Here is a 13,888-nt window from a genome sequence, read left to right on the forward strand (position 1 = left end):
ACTACTTTACCCCCAGCATTTTTACCGCCAGTTTTTCCGCCACCGCCACTGCGGCCTGGTTGATAATGTCCAGGTTCCCCGAATAGGGGGGGAGGAAGTCCCCGGCGCCCTGGACCTCCACTATTACGGTGACCTTATTGCCTTCGATCACCGGGGGAAGCCGCAGCCGGTATCCCGGCACATAACTCTGCACTTCCCGGACAATATCGTTCACCGATTCGGTGATCCGCTTTTCGTCGGGGTTTTTCACCAGGGCATAGACCGTATTGGTCATCAGCAGGGGCGGGTCCGCAGGGTTCAGCACAATGATAGCTTTACTGCGATCCGCTCCGCCTACCACCCGTAGGGCCTTGGAGGTGGTTTCGGTAAATTCGTCGATGTTCGCCCTGGTGCCGGGACCTGCGCTTTTGGAGGAAATACAGGAAACGATCTCCACGTACTCTGCGTCAGCCGCCCGGTTAATAGCATGGGCGATGGGCACCGTGGCCTGGCCGCCGCAGGTGACCATGTTGAAGTCCACCTCGTCGGTGAGTTTGTCCAGGTTCACACAGGGCACCACATAGGGGCCCACAGCGGCGGGGGTCATGTCAATGGCGATCTTCCCGGCGGCCTTGAGAATAGCTGAATTGTGGATATGGGCTTTGGCGCTGGTGGCATCGAAAACAAATTTAATCTCCGGGTCCTCCGCCACGGCGTCCACACCCTTGATGGAGGTCTTAAAGCCCAGGCCCGCAGCCCGCTTAATGCCCTCGGATTCCACGATGCCGGTCATCATGTGCATTTGCAGGTGTTTGCTCTTTATAACCTTATACATCAAATCGCTGCCGATATTACCCGGCCCGATGATTCCAACCTTTATTTTTTCCATTACCAATCACCCCTTTATTGCAATACACCTTGTATATTTCAATCAGAAGCAAACCTAAAGGGTTTGCATACTACACAAACCGCGCTTCCACCGTTCCCAGGGTAGAAAATTCCGCCCTGAAACTATCGCCTTTGACAGCCACCGGCGCGGCGGAGAAGGCCCCAGAGAGGATCACTTCCCCGGCTTTCAGGGTTACCCCGTAGGTCCAGAGGCGGTTCGCCAGCCAGGCCACGGAAATGCAGGGGTCACCCAGGACCGCCGCGCCCGTGCCCTCCCCTACCAGCTCGCCCTGGTTTTTGAAGAGCTTCATGCTTACCTTGGGGAGGTCCACTTCGCTGAGTTTAAACTTCCTGCTGCTCAGGACATAGCGCCCGGATGAGGCATTGTCAGCAATAGTGTCAGGGAGCTTGATCTTCCAGTCCGCGATACGGCTGTCCACGATTTCAAAGGAGGCCACCACATAGTCTGTGGCTTTAAGCACATCATCCCTGGTCACTTTGCCCCCCGCAAGGTCCGCCTTGAGGATGAAGGCTATCTCCCCTTCAATCTTGGGCTGGAGCAGGGCCCCAGTGTTTATGTTACCGTCCTTACAGTCCATGGCTGCATAGAGGTGGCCGTAGTCGGGTTCATTGACAGCGAACTGTTTCTGGATGCCTTCGGAGGTGAGGCCGATTTTTTTGCCAGAGATAGTGTGCCCCAGAGCCAGGACCTTTTTCACATTTTCCAACTGTATGTGATAGGCGTCATCAACAGTGATACCCGCATCCTGATTTGTCAGAGGGGCTATGGACTTACGGTTCCGTTCCGCGTCAAAAAGCTGGGCCGCATAGGCGGCGATTTTTCCGGCTTCCATGGCTTAAGCCTTGAAGAAGGGACGGATCAGGTCTGCGAATTCCTTGGTACGCTCTATCTGAGTCCAGTGGCCGCACTTGCCGAACACATGGAGCTGGGCGTTGTCAATTAATTGGAGCAGCTTGTAGGAATTGTCCAGGGGGATAACCCGGTCTTCCCGGCCATGAACGATCAGGGTCTGGTGGGGGATATTGCGGATAAACTGCTGGTTTCCCGCCATGGCCTCCACCCCCTTTTGCCGGGGCTCGGGAAACAGGGCGTGGAAGCTCTCCTGGAAACCCGGCTGAATGCTGGATTCGTAGCGGGTCTTGATCAGTTCCTTGGTAGCAAAGCTGTGGTTATAGGTAAAGATTTCCAGCAGCTCCTCCATGTGCTCCACCGAAGGCTCGTAGCCCCAAACCTGGTCCAGGCCGTAGGTAATGGGGAAGCTCACCCCCATGGCGCCCATGAGGACCAGCTTGTTTACCCGCTGGGGATACTTGATAGCCAGGGAAAGGGCCAGGGCGCCCCCGAAAGAATTGCCCACCAGGTTGGTTTTTTCGATTTTAAGGGCGTCCAGAAGGTCGATGGTCTGCTCGACCCAGCCGTTCATGGTTTCCACCCGGCCCGGAAGGCGCTCGGTAAAGCCAAAACCGGAAAGATCCGGGGCAATAATCCGGAAATCGTCCTTTAGTAAGGGGAAAAGCTTCCCCCAGTTTGCCCAGGCGGTAACCCCAGGGCCCGAGCCGTGGAGCAGGGTTACCGGAAAGCCCTGGCCCAGATCGTGGTAATTAGTTTTGAATGAACCTGTTTGGATATTATTCGCAATTTCGGGTCTTTGTTCAGCCATAGTGAATCTCCTTATTTATTTTTTACCATTGTCCCTCCCGCGAGGGATAAGAGTATTCTGTATCCACTTTCTCCGCTTGTCAAGTAAAATATATGATAAAAATGATAAAAATACCGCGATGATTAGTAAAATAATCATGTATTAATTATTGAAATTATGGCTTAAAAAACACAAAATTATGAAATTTATACAAATTCCCTCGCAATGCAAGTAGATTCTAATTTTTTGGTATTGAATAACTTTCATTGAAAGGATATTCTGTAGACTATCTTTTGCCAGAAAGTATTTCCATGGAACAGGATCTGGTATGAGAAGAATTGTATATTCCCTGTATTTCACGTCGTTTGATCGGCGAGAAAGAGCCGCTCCCTGTGGAGAGGTTCATATAATTAAAGGAGACTTTTTATGAAAAAGCTTCAGAATTTAGGAATGCTGGCCTGTGTGTTGGCATTTACTTTGGTCCTCCCGGGTTGCGTTTCCAGCTTGAAGGATACATACACCGGTACGGCATGGAACATAGGCGTTCCGGCGGCAAAGGATGTTAAAATTCTTGGGATAGTCCGCTATGAAACCATTGTTGATCGTGGGAATGGCGAGAAGATTACCTACGATGCGTTGCTGAGAGAAGCCGAAAAATTGGGTGGAGACGGTATAGTCAACATCATGATTGATGTAAAGCGCGAAAGCTCAAAATTATTTACTTTTATATTCAGTTCTAAAGATACTTGGTATGGTTCTGCTTTGGCGATTAAATATTCTGATGAAAATTTGACCGAGACCACTGTAAGCAAGGAAAACGGCACAACAACAAGCACGCCAAAAAGCTCGAATCAATCAGGGATGAACCCTGATGAAGGGGGAGAGGCTGGTGATCAGGGGAAGAAATTTCTCGGTATATTCTAGTTTTTAGAGATCACCAATAAAACAAAGATGCCCATCCCAATGGGCAATCGCCGTCTTCCGTTTGGGAGACGGTTTTTTTTACCGCCTTTTACAGGGATCCGCTCCAAAGGGCATCTTCTTCAAATTCGTCACTTTCCTGGATTCGTTTAATGGTAACTTCTATATGTTCTTCCATGATCGACTCGGTTTTGGCCTTATCCCCTTTTTTCAGGGCATCAATCAGGGCCCGGTGGTAGGTCAGACCGTCCCGGCGACCCAACTGCCGGACTATATCCTCCATGGCCACCGAAAGCATCTCGGTTATCAGTCCATATACCTTAATAATGATAGGATTCCTGGTTATTTCGGCGATACGGTAATGAAAAGCCAGGTCTGCCTCGCTAAAAGTCTTAAGATCCTCCACCGTATCCATCATAATTTGATAAATTCCCTCCAGGGAGGCTATATCTTCGGGGGTTACCCGTTCCTGGGCCATTCCTGCGGAGCCTTTTTCGATGATCTTCCGGTATTCCAGGATGGTTATGAGGTCCTGATTCCTCTGGATCTGCATAACCGGATGAAAGGTATCCACCCCCTCTATTGAAGAAAAATTCTTTACAAAGGTACCGCCCCCCTGTTTTGTTTCCACCAGCCCCAGAATTTCCAACTGCTGTAAGGCCCCTCGGACGGTTACCCGACTTACCCCAAACAGGGCGCAGAGTGCGTGCTCCGCGGGAAGCTTTTCCCCCTCTTTCCATACCCCCCGCAAAAGCTGCTCTTTGAGCTTGATATATACTTGGGTACGGAGTGATTCAGTTTTAAGCTTCTCAATATTGTACATATTTATCCTATAAATCTTTCTCTGTAATCGAGGCCCTACCTTAGATTTCAATCTTTATATAAAAATCCAAAAGTGTCTATAAAACTAAAAAAAAAGTTGACAAGCGTCAATAGTCATGTGATAATAACATATCATACAACTTTTACCAGGAGATTTTTATGAAATTAAGCATATTGCCGGTTTCATTTTTTGCAAAAATAAACGCCGGGGAAATTTCCATTGCCGAATGGGCCGCCCATGCCCAGAAGCTGGGGGTGGATGGATACGACATCAGTATCATGTTTATACCCAATCATACCGCCACCCTTATCAACCGTTTAAAGGAAGAAAGCAAAAATGCAGGGATTACCATACAGCCCTTCATGGTATGTACCTACCCCGATTTTACCAATCCCGATGCCCTGGAGCGGGACCGACAAATCGACTACCTCAAACGGGATATTGCCCTGGTATCGGACCTGGGTTTCCAGTATATGCGAATTACCGCAGGGATGAACCACCCCGGCCTGGGAATAGAAGAGGGGGCCAAACGATGCGTGGACTGTTTTTCCAAGGTTACCGATACAGCCCAAAAATACGGGGTCAAACTGGTATTTGAGAATCATTCCAAACCCGGCGCCTGGCCTTTGATCGACTTTTCCTTCAATCCCGAAGCCTTCCTTGCGGTGGCCGAAAAAATACAGGACCTGCCTGTGGGCATCAATTTTGACACCGCCAATGCCGTAGCCTGCGGGGCAAATGCGGTTGAGCTTTTGCAGAAGGTAATTAAAAAAGTATGGACCGTCCATCTGAACGATACTTCCACAGTCGGCAAATGGACACCCATTCAGATTGGCCAGGGACTGGTGGACTATGACGGAATATTTAAAGTGCTAAAAGACAATAAGTTTGACGGCTGGGTAGCCATCGAAGAGGCCAGTGGAAACGGCTGGAAGGGAATTGATGATGCCGTGGCCTTTGCCCGTAAGTATGTGTGATTTCCCGGCGTATATGGGCAGTGGGAAGCAATGTGTAATAATTTCCGTCGTATAACGGGAATAATTTTATATGGAGGAATTGAAATGAAAAGTATATGGAAAAAAACTATCGTTCTTGTATCTCTTTTATCCCTTGCGTTTTTTATGAGCACCTGTTCAAAAAAGGAGGCGCCATCCACTTCAGCCCGGCCTACCTATGTTTTTAAAGTCGCCACTGCCGGTCAGCCCGGGGACAGTCTTGATTCAAGCCTGAAACTATTCCTCAAGCTGGTGAACGAACGGACCAACGGTGCGGTCACCGGGGAAGTATATGCCGCCTCACAACTGGGAAATCACCGGGATTATATCGACGGGCTGCAGATGGGGAGCCTTCAGGTAGCGGAGATAACAGCCGCCGTACTGTCCACGGTGGCGCCCAAGTTCTCTATTTTTGATCTGCCCTATATTTCAAGGTCCCCCCAGGCACTTTACGATATTCTTGATGGTGAAGCCGGGGATATCCTGACCAAGCATATTATGGACGTAGCCCAGATTCGCACCATCGGCTGGATGGTCAGAACTCCCCGGCATGTCTACAGCGCCAAGGGTCCCATTAACACCGTAGCCGATTTCAGAAACCTCAAGATCCGTACCATGGAAAGTGCGCCCATGCTGAAGGCCATGACCCTTTTCAATGCCAAAGCCACCCCCATCCCTACTGCTGAGCGCTATATGGCCCTTCAGACCGGTGTAGTTGAAGCTGCGGAAAACAATGTTGCGGAAATTTACAACTGCAAGGAATTTGAAGTTACCAAGTACCTTTCCAAGACCGCCCACCTGGTGACCCCGAATATTATTTGCATCGGGACCAAGTTCTTGGAGAGCCTGCCTGCAGACTATCAGCAGATCATTATTGAAGCCGGCCGGGAGGCAGGTGCTTTCGGTACCCAGTTTGAAATCAACGGCGAAAAGGATTTTGAGGAAAAACTGGTCAGCGAAGGCAAGATGATTGTTAATGAAGTTCCGGATAAGAGCAGCTTCACCGGTGTCCTTGCGCCGCTCTATGCAGAATATACGCCCACCATCGGCCAGGATCTTATAACGCTGTTCCAGAAACAGTAATTCTGGTTCCGTTATAGTACGGATTGGGATGTGCGGAAATCAGGGCAAGGCCATAGGCTTTGCCCTCCTTATTGGACATCCTGACTTTGTTTCACTAGGAGGCATTTTTTTGGAAAAGCTTATCCATATCATTTTTGATGTTATTATCGGATTCATTATCAAAATAATCGGGGCAGTTATGATTACTGCGGTACTGCTGCAGATCGCCTTCCGGTATCTCCCCTTTTCCGGAATGACTTGGACAGAGGAACTAGGGCGTCTGACCTTCGTCTGGTTCTGCCTGCTTTCCACAGCGGTTACTTTTGTTAAGGGTCAGCATCTTGCCATTGACTATTTCTATCTGAAATGGAATAAAACGGTTCAGACTATTATGACCTATGTCTCCTGGCTTTTGATCCTTACGTTTTCAGGGGTGGTTTCCTTTCAAGGTTTTAAATTGCTGGAAATGGTCGGCAAGCAGCGTTCCCCCGTCCTTCGGCTCTCTTTTTTCTGGTTTTATCTTTCGGTCCCCGTGGGGTGTGGTTTAATTGTACTGTTTACCGTTCTGACTATTATTGACAACCTTTTCCTTAAGGGGAAAATTACCAGATCTGTTTCGGCGGACGAGACAGGAACGCAAGCTATCAATTAGGAGTGTTTTACCATGATAACTAATATCCTGCTTCTTACCCTTGTGGTATTTGCCATGTTAGTGGTGATGATCGTCATCAAAGTTCCTATTTCTTTCGCCCTTGGTATTGCCACACTGGGGGGAGTTGTCCTGGTGAGTAATTTGCCCCTCATGGTAATTGCTCAGCGGATGTTTGTCGGTCTTGATTCCTTTACACTCCTGGCTATACCCCTGTTCATGCTTACCGGTCAGATCATGGCTATGGGCGGAGTTACCAGAGACTTAATGAACCTGTCCATGGTTTTTGTCGGATGGATGCGGGGTGGGCTTGCCTATGTAAACATTGTGGCCAGTATGATATTCGCAGGTATCACCGGTACCGCCTCTTCTGATACCGCCTCCTTGGGGGGAATTCTCATCCCCACGATGATAGAACGTAAATTTGACAAGGACTTTACTGTAGCAGTAACCGCCACATCCTCCACCATCGGCATCATGATACCCCCGAGCATACCCATGGTACTCTATGCCATAGCATCCGGTACTTCCATCGGTCAGCTCTTTCTGGGAGGCGTTGTCCCGGGTATTATTGTCGGATTCGGGCTCATGTCGGTAAGCGCAGTTATTTCCAAAAAACGCAATTATCCGGCGGAAAAACGGTACCCTTTTAAAGAAAGCGTTAAGATCTGTGTCCGCAGCCTTCCTGCGCTGGGAACCGTGGTTATCATCATTGGCGGAATTATCAGCGGGTTCTTTACACCCACCGAAGCTGCGGGAGTTGCCTGTTTTTACACGACCATGTTAGGTCTCTTCTATTACAAAGAACTGAAAGTTAAACAGATACCCAATCTGATTTACCAGGGGGCAATGACCGTAGGCCTGGTAGCACTGATGATCGCTTCTGCAAGTGCCCTTGGCTGGTTCTTTACCTCCCAGGGTGTTCCCCGGGCCATTGCAAACGGCCTGATGGCTGCCACCCAGAGTAAAGTCATCATCCTCCTCTTGATCAACGCAGTTCTGCTTTTTGTGGGCTGCTGGATGGACCTTGCCCCGGCGGTTACTCTCTTTACCCCCATCCTGCTTCCTGTGGCGGTGGCGGTCGGCGTGGACCCCGTGCACTTTGGTATCATCATGGTGGTAAACCTCGCCATTGGCCTATTTACGCCCCCCGTAGGAGTCTGTCTGTTCATATCCTGCGGTATCGCGAAGATCGCCATAACCGATGTGCTTAAGGCATTTATACCCTTTTTCCTGGTTATGATGATTATTCTGATGTTGATCACCTTTGTTCCCCAGATTTCTCTGTTTCTTCCCAGCCTGTTGATGAGGAATTAATTAAGATCGATAAAAGGAGTATTACTATGTCTGAAACACCCCGTGAACGGGTACGAAAAACCATTAACCACCAGGAACCTGAAGTTCCGGCTATTGATTTTTGCTCCACCACATCAAGTGGAATAAGTATCTTTGCCTACCTTGATCTTAAGGAACATCTGGGCATGGATCCCGGGGAGGACCCCGTATTGTTTGATATCTTTCTGTGTCTGGCAGATCCTTCCCCGGCAATGCTCGACCATTTTGGTGGCGATATCCTACAGCTTAAACGGTATGCCCCAAATTTTGGGATCAAACTGGCGGACTGGAAAAAGTGGAAACTGCATAACGGAAAAAACGTTCTGGTTCCCGGGGGGTTCAATCCAAAACCCGATAGCAAGGGTGGGTTGATTATTGAAAATGCTAAAGGTATCGGCGTTGCCAGGATGCCGGAAAATGGATTCTATTTTGACCTCATCCACTTCCCTTATAAGAATATAGAGGATGAGGATGAGATCGATACCCTTGAACTACAGGGCGTCTCGGATGAAGAAATTGATTATCTGGCCAAGGAAAGCAAACGGCTCTATGAAGAAACCGATAAGGCCGTTGTATTCCCCTTCGGCGGGCGTCTGGTAGAGGCGGGACTGTTCGGCTGGGGTTTCGAAGAATTCCTGGTGCAGCTCATGTCCAATCCTGAAATGATACACCGGTATTTTGAACGGCTCACGGATATTTATATTAATGATATTGACCGCATCCTGTCCAAGTGCAACGATTATATCGACATTTTCCGTTTTGTGGATGATTTGGGGACCCAGATATCCCTGATGATGTCCCTGGACACCTACCGGGATGTGGTCAAACCGTATCACAAACGGATGTTTCAGTTCATCAAGCAAAAGTACCCCAAGCAAAAAATTGCCACCCATTGCTGCGGCTCAATCTTCCCGATAATTCCGGATCTGATTGATGCGGGAGTAGATATTCTGAACCCAGTACAGATCTCTGCAAAAAATATGGACCCGGTACAGTTAAAAAAGGAATACGGCAAAGACATTGTATTTTGGGGCGGAGCGGCAAATATGCAGTTCACGGTCCCCAACGGAACCTTGGAGGAAATCCGAAAAGAAACCGAGTATCTTACCAAGGTTTTTATGAAAGACGGCGGATTTATATTTAATCCTGTACATAACATTCAAGCAAATGTAAGTCCGGAAAAAATAAGCGCCATTTATGATGTGGCCCTTCAGTATCGGCGGTAAATGAAAGTAATAATACTAATTGTAACAATAGAACGCATCAAGGAGTTTTTATGTTAAAACCGGAAGAAAAAAAGGATCTCCAAAAAATAGCCCTTCAGCTGCGCTATGATTTGGTTGAAATGATCGGCATTGGCGCTGCGGGCCATTTGGGTGGATCATGCTCATTGGCGGAGACAATAGCGTTGCTATATTTCCACAAGATGAATTTCAGCGCAGATCGCCTGAAGGACCCGAACCGGGACCGGCTGGTGCTTTCCAAGGGCCATGCGGCGCTTATTCAATACGCAGCGCTCTGCGAAGCCCGCTGTTTTCCCCGGGAAGAGCTGAAACGGGTAAAGACCCTGGGGGGGCTGCTCCAGGGGCATCCGGACATGTCAATTCCCGGCCTGGAAGCTGTAACCGGCTCCCTGGGGCAGGGTCTATCCATTTCCCTGGGAATTGCCCTGGCATTACGGCTTAACAAAAGCCCCGCCCGGGTATACACCATCATGGGTGACGGGGAACAGTCCGAAGGGCAGCTTTGGGAAGCGGCCATGGCGGTGGCAAATTTCAAGCTTGATAATTTGACTGCTTTTATTGACTATAACCAGGTTCAGGCCACCGGCCCCACCAAGGATGTATTCAATATTCCTGAGCTTGATAAAAAATGGAGCGCCTTCGGGTGGAACGTTATTAACGCTAAGGGACACGATGTTGAAAATATTTTGGAGGCCGTGGAAAAGGCAGAAACCCTTAAGGGAAAACCTTCGGTCATAATCCTTGAAACCATTAAGGGCAAGGGCTTCTCCTTTGCAGAGGGAAACCCTGCGTATCACAACGGAACCTTCACAGAAGAAACCTACAAACAGGCGCTCAAAGAACTGGACGCAGTAAAGGCAGGATTATAATTATGGAAAAACAAAGCCTCCGAAAAGCTTACGGCGATGCCCTGGTTGAATTGGGCAAACAGAATTCCGACATTGTGGTATTGGAAGCGGATTTAGGGAAATCAACCATGTCCTATGTTTTCAAAGAATCCTTTCCTGACCGTTACTTTGAAATGGGAATCGCGGAACAAAATATGGCTTCCACTTCTGCGGGACTTGCCTTAACCGGTAAAATCCCCTTCTACAGCACCTTTGCTGTTTTTGCCGCCGGGCGGGCCTATGATCAGATACGCTGTTCCATTGCCATTCCAAAGGCAAATGTAAGGATCTGCGGATCAAGCTGTGGGCTTTCCGATTTTGGTGACGGAAAAACCCACCAGTCCGTAGAAGACGGAAATATTATCAAAACCCTGCCCCATATGATAGTTCTTAACCCCTGCGATGCGGTAGAAGTAAAAAAAATGATGGGGTTCCTGGTTTCCTATCAGGGGCCGGCCTACATCAGGATCAACCGGAACGATCTTCCGGTCTTTACTTCCCCTGATGGAGAATTTCAACTGGGCAAAATCTACCCCATCACAGAAGGCGGGGATGCGGTTATTTTTGCTACCGGCGTCATGGTTTCAAAATCTGCGGAAGCAGCGGAACTGCTTAAGAAAGACGGGATCGGCGTTCAGGTAGTAAATGTAAGCTCCCTGAAACCGCTTCTCAAAGAGGAGCTGCTGAAATACACCGCCGGTAAAAAAGCTATTATCACCGCCGAAGAAGCAGTAAAGATCGGCGGCCTGGGGGCGGGAATCGCGTCACTGCTTATAGGGGAAGTTAATCTACCCTTTGAGCAGGTGGGTATAAACGACGAATTTGGCACATCCGCCCACGGATACGAGGAACTGCTGGAAAAATACGGGATCTCAACAAATCACATATACAATGCGGTAAAAAAAGCATTGGGTAAATAAGACGGAGGAAGATATGACTATAGGATTTATTGGATTAGGGATCATGGGACGGCCCATGGCGAAGAACCTTATCAAGGCGAACTATAAACTGGTAGTATTTGATAAGTTTGCAAAATTTGACGACCTGGTAAGCCTGGGCGCAGAGGGGGGGACATCCAACAAAGATGTAGCCGCCAAAAGTGATATTATCATAACCATGCTCCCTAATTCGCCCAATGTTAAGGAAGCTATTCTGGGAAAAGACGGGGTTCTTGAAGGAGTAAAGAACGGCGCCCTGGTGGTGGATATGAGTTCCATTGCCCCCGCGGCATCCCAGGAAGTTGGGGCCGCCCTTAAAGCCAAGGGCATTGCCTTCCTGGACGCCCCGGTTTCAGGGGGCGAACCCAAAGCGATTGACGGTACCCTGGCGATCATGGTGGGAGGCGATCAGGCTTCATTTGACAAGGCAAAACCCATCCTTGACAAACTGGGTTCCTCGGTCACCCTGACCGGCGATATAGGCAGCGGTAATGTTACTAAGCTGGCGAATCAGATTATTGTAGCCCTCAACATTGCTGCGGTATCCGAAGCCTTTGTACTTTCCACCAAAGCCGGGGTTGATCCACAAAAAGTGTTTGAGGCGATAAAAGGCGGGCTTGCGGGCTCCACAGTTATGAACGCCAAGATACCCATGATCCTGGATGGTAACTTCAAACCCGGTTTCCGCATTGAACTGCATATCAAGGATCTGCAGAACGCCCTGGATACCGCCCACGACCTGAATGTTCCGATTCCCCTTACAGCTGGGGTCATGGAGACCCTCCAGTTCCTCAAGAACGACGGTCACGCAGCCAGCGATCACAGTGCAATAATGCGGTACTATGAACAAATGGCAAAAATTGAAGTAAGAAAATAGGGATATTCACGGGTTTACAGAATAGGGTTCCCCCATCAACCACGGACACACAGGGATGAGAAAAATCTTGTCCATGTGTGTCCATCATTACATCCCGAAGCTGGAAACCGGCAGGTAAAAACACTCCGTAAATTCTTTAGCAGGGAAAGGACTCGAACCTAGCTAAGCGCTTTGCAGCCAATGCAGAAAAAAACTCACCGCAAGCAGGTCCGCGCAACCTCCGGGGCTGATATTGCGGGTGATGAATTCCGCATCCAGCTTCGCCGCCTTTTCCCGCAGCGCCTCTGGTCCGGGCTTGGTGTCCAGGAAACGGGCGGCCTCCTCCTGGATGCGATGCAGGGTGGGAAGGTCGGAACGATGAACAATATTAGTGTCCTCGGTATGGGCCAGGAGACAGAGGAAGGCGGTAATACCCGCATCATTAATGCTCAGGCCCTCAGAAAGGGCCCGCTGTAATTGGGGCAGCCCATAGATGCGCACCGTGGGGAAGCCCTGGGAAACCTCGCCGCGTATGCCCCGGAGGCCCAGTTGAGCGAAGATGGTTTCCCCGTGGGATGCCGGGACGCTGGCTATACCGCTGGTCAGGCCCGGTGCAGGTCCGATGTCCGGGCCTGTGGAGGCGGAGCGGGCAAAGTCTTCCACCAGGCCCTCAGTCATGGCGCCGCATAGTTCAAGAAGCTGTTCCGTACCGGGGTGTTCGTCATACCGATAGAGTCTGCCGAAAGCGGCGCTGAGTATGCCCAGGGAGAAGATGGCGCCCCGGTGGGTATTGGCGCCCCCGGAAGCGTCCTGCATCAGTATCTCTGCGATTTTTCCACGAGAGCGCAGGGATTCAAAGAGCGAGCGGGGTGTTTCTTCCCGCCAGGCACTTTCAAAACCCGCCAGGGCGCATTCCCTGAAATAGGGCAGTATCGCTGAGACAGAATCAATGAAAGTAAAAATATCCATGTCCCGGTGAGCGCCGTTATTGGCCCGGTCAACCAGGCCTGGCTTGGGGGTAACGGCGACTTCATCCATCAGGGCTTTCAGGGCTGCCGCAGAAACAGTACCCTTGAGTATTTCCCGGCTATGGGTTTCCATGATTCTGATGACCGCCGTAACAAGTTCCGGCAGACCGTGGGCGCGGCTGCGGGCACAGATGAAACCGTCACCGCCGCATACCAGACAGGGCCGGGGGGCAGCGCCGGTATCGGAACGGGAAAGTTTTCCCCCACTGGGGCTGAATACGTCTATGTCAAAGAGACGACCCAGGGTGTGCTGCTCCTCTATGCGGCAGCCTATGGCCTTGATAGTTTCCGCCGGGGCGGCGGCGCTGATATAAGCCGTATATCCCGCAGCCTCTTCCGTTGTTTCTTCATGGAGTATTACTATTCGATCCGCCCTCAAGGCAAAGGTAAAAGACCTGATTTCTTCATGAAAGCTGCGGAGAGCCAGGGGGAAGGCCTTGTATTCGCCAGGTATATTGAGGGAAAGACAGGCCAAGGCTCCGCCGTATTGGGACAAAAGCTCTTTCTGCCGCAGGGCCCGGGTTTCCCGAAAGGCGAGCATCTCTTCCAGGGCCACCGCCAGGCAGCCCGCAAAATACCGCGCAGTATTACTATCGGACATGTTTTACCTCCCCATCCCGGC

General features: G+C 49.9%; 13 protein-coding genes and 1 pseudogene. 9 read left to right on the plus strand and 5 right to left on the minus strand.

The annotated features are described in order from the left end of the window. Position 1: 1 nt before the first annotated feature. From TREPR_RS12890 to TREPR_RS12900, 3 genes are all read right to left on the minus strand, one after another. The gene (locus TREPR_RS12890) at positions 2 to 868 is read right to left on the minus strand and encodes an acetaldehyde dehydrogenase (acetylating) (RefSeq protein WP_015708762.1); all 867 of its coding nucleotides are present in this window, start codon (positions 866 to 868) and stop codon (positions 2 to 4) included. 70 nt (positions 869 to 938) lie between these two features. Further along, positions 939 to 1,721, minus strand: coding sequence for a 2-keto-4-pentenoate hydratase (locus tag TREPR_RS12895; protein WP_015708763.1), 783 nt, complete (start codon positions 1,719 to 1,721; stop codon positions 939 to 941). A gap of 3 nt (positions 1,722 to 1,724) precedes the next feature. Then, complete coding sequence (locus TREPR_RS12900) at positions 1,725 to 2,549, minus strand: alpha/beta fold hydrolase (RefSeq protein WP_015708764.1); 825 nt, start codon at positions 2,547 to 2,549, stop codon at positions 1,725 to 1,727. Positions 2,550 to 2,954: 405 nt separating this feature from the next. Between TREPR_RS12900 and TREPR_RS12905 the strand changes: the two genes are divergently transcribed. Then, positions 2,955 to 3,452 carry a hypothetical protein gene (locus TREPR_RS12905; RefSeq protein WP_015708765.1) on the plus strand — a complete coding sequence of 166 codons (498 nt, stop codon included), beginning with the start codon at positions 2,955 to 2,957 and terminating at the stop codon, positions 3,450 to 3,452. An 88-nt stretch (positions 3,453 to 3,540) separates the two neighbouring features. Here the strand turns inward: TREPR_RS12905 and TREPR_RS12910 are convergent, their stop codons facing one another. Continuing rightward, positions 3,541 to 4,272 (minus strand): FadR/GntR family transcriptional regulator, encoded by a 732-nt coding sequence (locus TREPR_RS12910; protein ID WP_015708766.1) that lies wholly within the window; start codon positions 4,270 to 4,272, stop codon positions 3,541 to 3,543. A 158-nt stretch (positions 4,273 to 4,430) separates the two neighbouring features. Here TREPR_RS12910 and TREPR_RS12915 point away from each other — a divergent pair, with 158 nt between their 5' ends. From TREPR_RS12915 to garR, 8 genes and pseudogenes are all read left to right on the plus strand, one after another. Further along, a complete protein-coding gene (locus TREPR_RS12915) occupies positions 4,431 to 5,249 on the plus strand; it encodes a sugar phosphate isomerase/epimerase family protein (RefSeq protein ID WP_015708767.1) in 819 nt (272 codons plus the stop codon). A gap of 84 nt (positions 5,250 to 5,333) precedes the next feature. Continuing rightward, on the plus strand, positions 5,334 to 6,350 hold the full coding sequence (locus tag TREPR_RS12920) for a TRAP transporter substrate-binding protein (protein ID WP_041611198.1): 1,017 nt from the start codon (positions 5,334 to 5,336) through the stop codon (positions 6,348 to 6,350). Positions 6,351 to 6,459: 109 nt separating this feature from the next. Next, positions 6,460 to 6,981, plus strand: coding sequence for a TRAP transporter small permease (locus tag TREPR_RS12925; RefSeq protein ID WP_169313429.1), 522 nt, complete (start codon positions 6,460 to 6,462; stop codon positions 6,979 to 6,981). Between the two features lie 12 nt (positions 6,982 to 6,993). After that, the gene (locus TREPR_RS12930; protein WP_015708770.1) at positions 6,994 to 8,295 is read left to right on the plus strand and encodes a TRAP transporter large permease; all 1,302 of its coding nucleotides are present in this window, start codon (positions 6,994 to 6,996) and stop codon (positions 8,293 to 8,295) included. 26 nt (positions 8,296 to 8,321) lie between these two features. After that, positions 8,322 to 9,539 carry a uroporphyrinogen decarboxylase family protein gene (locus tag TREPR_RS12935; protein WP_015708771.1) on the plus strand — a complete coding sequence of 406 codons (1,218 nt, stop codon included), beginning with the start codon at positions 8,322 to 8,324 and terminating at the stop codon, positions 9,537 to 9,539. A 50-nt stretch (positions 9,540 to 9,589) separates the two neighbouring features. Further along, a complete protein-coding gene (locus TREPR_RS12940; protein WP_015708772.1) occupies positions 9,590 to 10,426 on the plus strand; it encodes a transketolase in 837 nt (278 codons plus the stop codon). Positions 10,427 to 10,428: 2 nt separating this feature from the next. Then, a complete protein-coding gene (locus TREPR_RS12945) occupies positions 10,429 to 11,364 on the plus strand; it encodes a transketolase family protein (protein ID WP_015708773.1) in 936 nt (311 codons plus the stop codon). Positions 11,365 to 11,374: 10 nt separating this feature from the next. After that, positions 11,375 to 12,259, plus strand: a pseudogene (gene garR / locus TREPR_RS12950) (2-hydroxy-3-oxopropionate reductase); the annotation flags it as partial. 162 nt (positions 12,260 to 12,421) lie between these two features. Here the strand turns inward: garR and citX are convergent. Next, positions 12,422 to 13,867, minus strand: a complete 1,446-nt coding sequence (gene citX / locus TREPR_RS12955; protein ID WP_015708775.1) for a citrate lyase holo-[acyl-carrier protein] synthase — start codon at positions 13,865 to 13,867, stop codon at positions 12,422 to 12,424. Positions 13,868 to 13,888 lie beyond the last annotated feature (21 nt).

The organism is Treponema primitia ZAS-2 (assembly GCF_000214375.1).
Classification (GTDB): domain Bacteria; phylum Spirochaetota; class Spirochaetia; order Treponematales; family Breznakiellaceae; genus Termitinema; species Termitinema primitia.

Excerpts from the sequence above, each read along its gene's own strand:
- TREPR_RS12945 (WP_015708773.1), top strand. The coding sequence starts at position 10,429 with ATGGAAAAACAAAGCCTCCGAAAAGCTTACGGCGATGCCCTGGTTGAA.
- TREPR_RS12940 (WP_015708772.1), top strand. The coding sequence starts at position 9,590 with ATGTTAAAACCGGAAGAAAAAAAGGATCTCCAAAAAATAGCCCTTCAG.
- citX (WP_015708775.1), bottom strand. The coding sequence starts at position 13,867 with ATGTCCGATAGTAATACTGCGCGGTATTTTGCGGGCTGCCTGGCGGTG.
- TREPR_RS12935 (WP_015708771.1), top strand. The coding sequence starts at position 8,322 with ATGTCTGAAACACCCCGTGAACGGGTACGAAAAACCATTAACCACCAG.
- TREPR_RS12895 (WP_015708763.1), bottom strand. The coding sequence starts at position 1,721 with ATGGAAGCCGGAAAAATCGCCGCCTATGCGGCCCAGCTTTTTGACGCG.
- TREPR_RS12930 (WP_015708770.1), top strand. The coding sequence starts at position 6,994 with ATGATAACTAATATCCTGCTTCTTACCCTTGTGGTATTTGCCATGTTA.
- TREPR_RS12910 (WP_015708766.1), bottom strand. The coding sequence starts at position 4,272 with ATGTACAATATTGAGAAGCTTAAAACTGAATCACTCCGTACCCAAGTA.
- TREPR_RS12900 (WP_015708764.1), bottom strand. The coding sequence starts at position 2,549 with ATGGCTGAACAAAGACCCGAAATTGCGAATAATATCCAAACAGGTTCA.
- TREPR_RS12905 (WP_015708765.1), top strand. The coding sequence starts at position 2,955 with ATGAAAAAGCTTCAGAATTTAGGAATGCTGGCCTGTGTGTTGGCATTT.
- TREPR_RS12890 (WP_015708762.1), bottom strand. The coding sequence starts at position 868 with ATGGAAAAAATAAAGGTTGGAATCATCGGGCCGGGTAATATCGGCAGC.
- TREPR_RS12915 (WP_015708767.1), top strand. The coding sequence starts at position 4,431 with ATGAAATTAAGCATATTGCCGGTTTCATTTTTTGCAAAAATAAACGCC.
- TREPR_RS12920 (WP_041611198.1), top strand. The coding sequence starts at position 5,334 with ATGAAAAGTATATGGAAAAAAACTATCGTTCTTGTATCTCTTTTATCC.